The sequence below is a fragment of the Neobacillus drentensis genome, assembly GCF_036962125.1.
Taxonomy (GTDB): Bacteria; Bacillota; Bacilli; order Bacillales; family Cytobacillaceae; genus Neobacillus; species Neobacillus drentensis_B.
The window spans coordinates 1-1,241 of record NZ_JBALOA010000051.1 but is presented as its reverse complement, the minus strand read 5'-3'; the positions used below and the strand labels follow the sequence as shown (position 1 = coordinate 1,241).

Annotated in this window: 1 protein-coding gene; it reads right to left on the bottom strand. The window is 36.7% G+C overall.

What is annotated here, in order from left to right; genetic code table 11:
- Positions 1-119 precede the first annotated feature (119 nt).
- Positions 120-1,049: a nuclease-related domain-containing protein gene (locus V7121_RS24785; protein ID WP_438825583.1), complete on the bottom strand. Its 930-nt coding sequence runs from the start codon at positions 1,047-1,049 to the stop codon at positions 120-122.
- Positions 1,050-1,241 lie beyond the last annotated feature (192 nt).

The window sequence follows — 1,241 nt, the reverse complement described above, 5'->3', positions numbered from 1 at the left end:
GAATCTCCACGTTCAATGGGCGAATCTCCATGTCCAATGGGCGAATCTTACCATTAAATGGGCGAATTTCATCACTCAATGGGCGAATCGTAATTTAGTCTTGTTAGAGATAAAATAAATCACCAAGGGAAATTTTTAGGAGTGTAGCACGAAGATCTGTTTTTTCCTGTGGATTGAAGATTACAAGAGAGAAGAATTCTTTTTGCTACATACCGTGATTTTATATGAGCAAATTCCCGAAACTGCATATTTGTGATCGTAGGTCCAAACAGTAGAAAATAATCCCTCAGTGCGTTAATATGCGCATCTCTTGTAAAAGTGTCACAGGTTGGGCAGTACCAACTCTGGTTTTTACGTGTTAGACAATGATGGGGGTTGGAAGGGCAGAAGACACCTGTTATTAGTTCCGAGCTCTGAATCCCGTAATTTTTTAGGACATAGGTTGTTGGAATAGTATTCATTTTTATTAAGAGGCGGCAAAGCTTGCGGAGGTCTTTTGAAGTCATCAACGGTTTCGAATATTGTTTTTCAAAAAAGCTAACTTTGTTTAAAAAGACATCGGACTTACAAATTCGTGGTTTAACTTTGTGAGCGTTTTTTCCTGTAACAGCATAGGAAGTATAACTATTACTGATCACCACTACATATTCAACTGGAACGGAAGGGAAATGATTGGCAGTGAGAAGTTTCTGTAAGTACTTCTGATGTCTTTCCCCTTGAGCAATCGGATAAGGATATCCTTTTTCGTTACCATTGTTGATTTGAATAAATTGTTCATTGTCTGTATCAAAAATTAATTTTCCAGCCATATTTTTGACATCAATGGCTAGGGTAAATTCAGGTGTTATAAGTAGGGTATCAATTTGGCAGTNNGGAAGGTTTAAATCGTGGAGAATCATATATTTTTGATGCGGTAGCTCACGATAATAGTAATCGAGTGATTTTTCACCTGTATATCCAGCCTGCCTCCGTCCAAGTTCATCAGAAATTTGTTGGTGTTTTGGATGACTGTTGGGAAGGCGCCTCAGTAAAGCTTCTAAAATGAGCAAAACTAATGGTTTTGTCCTATCTTTTATAATCAAAATTCATCACTCCTTTCTATATACGATTAAATTCTAATAAAAGCGTTGAAAATCCTGCCGAATTTTATCATTTCTTGTAAAAAACTTTGATTGTAAATTTCAATCAGCGAATTTTAAGAGTTTATGGGCGAATTTCAGCATTCAATGGGCGAATTTCCA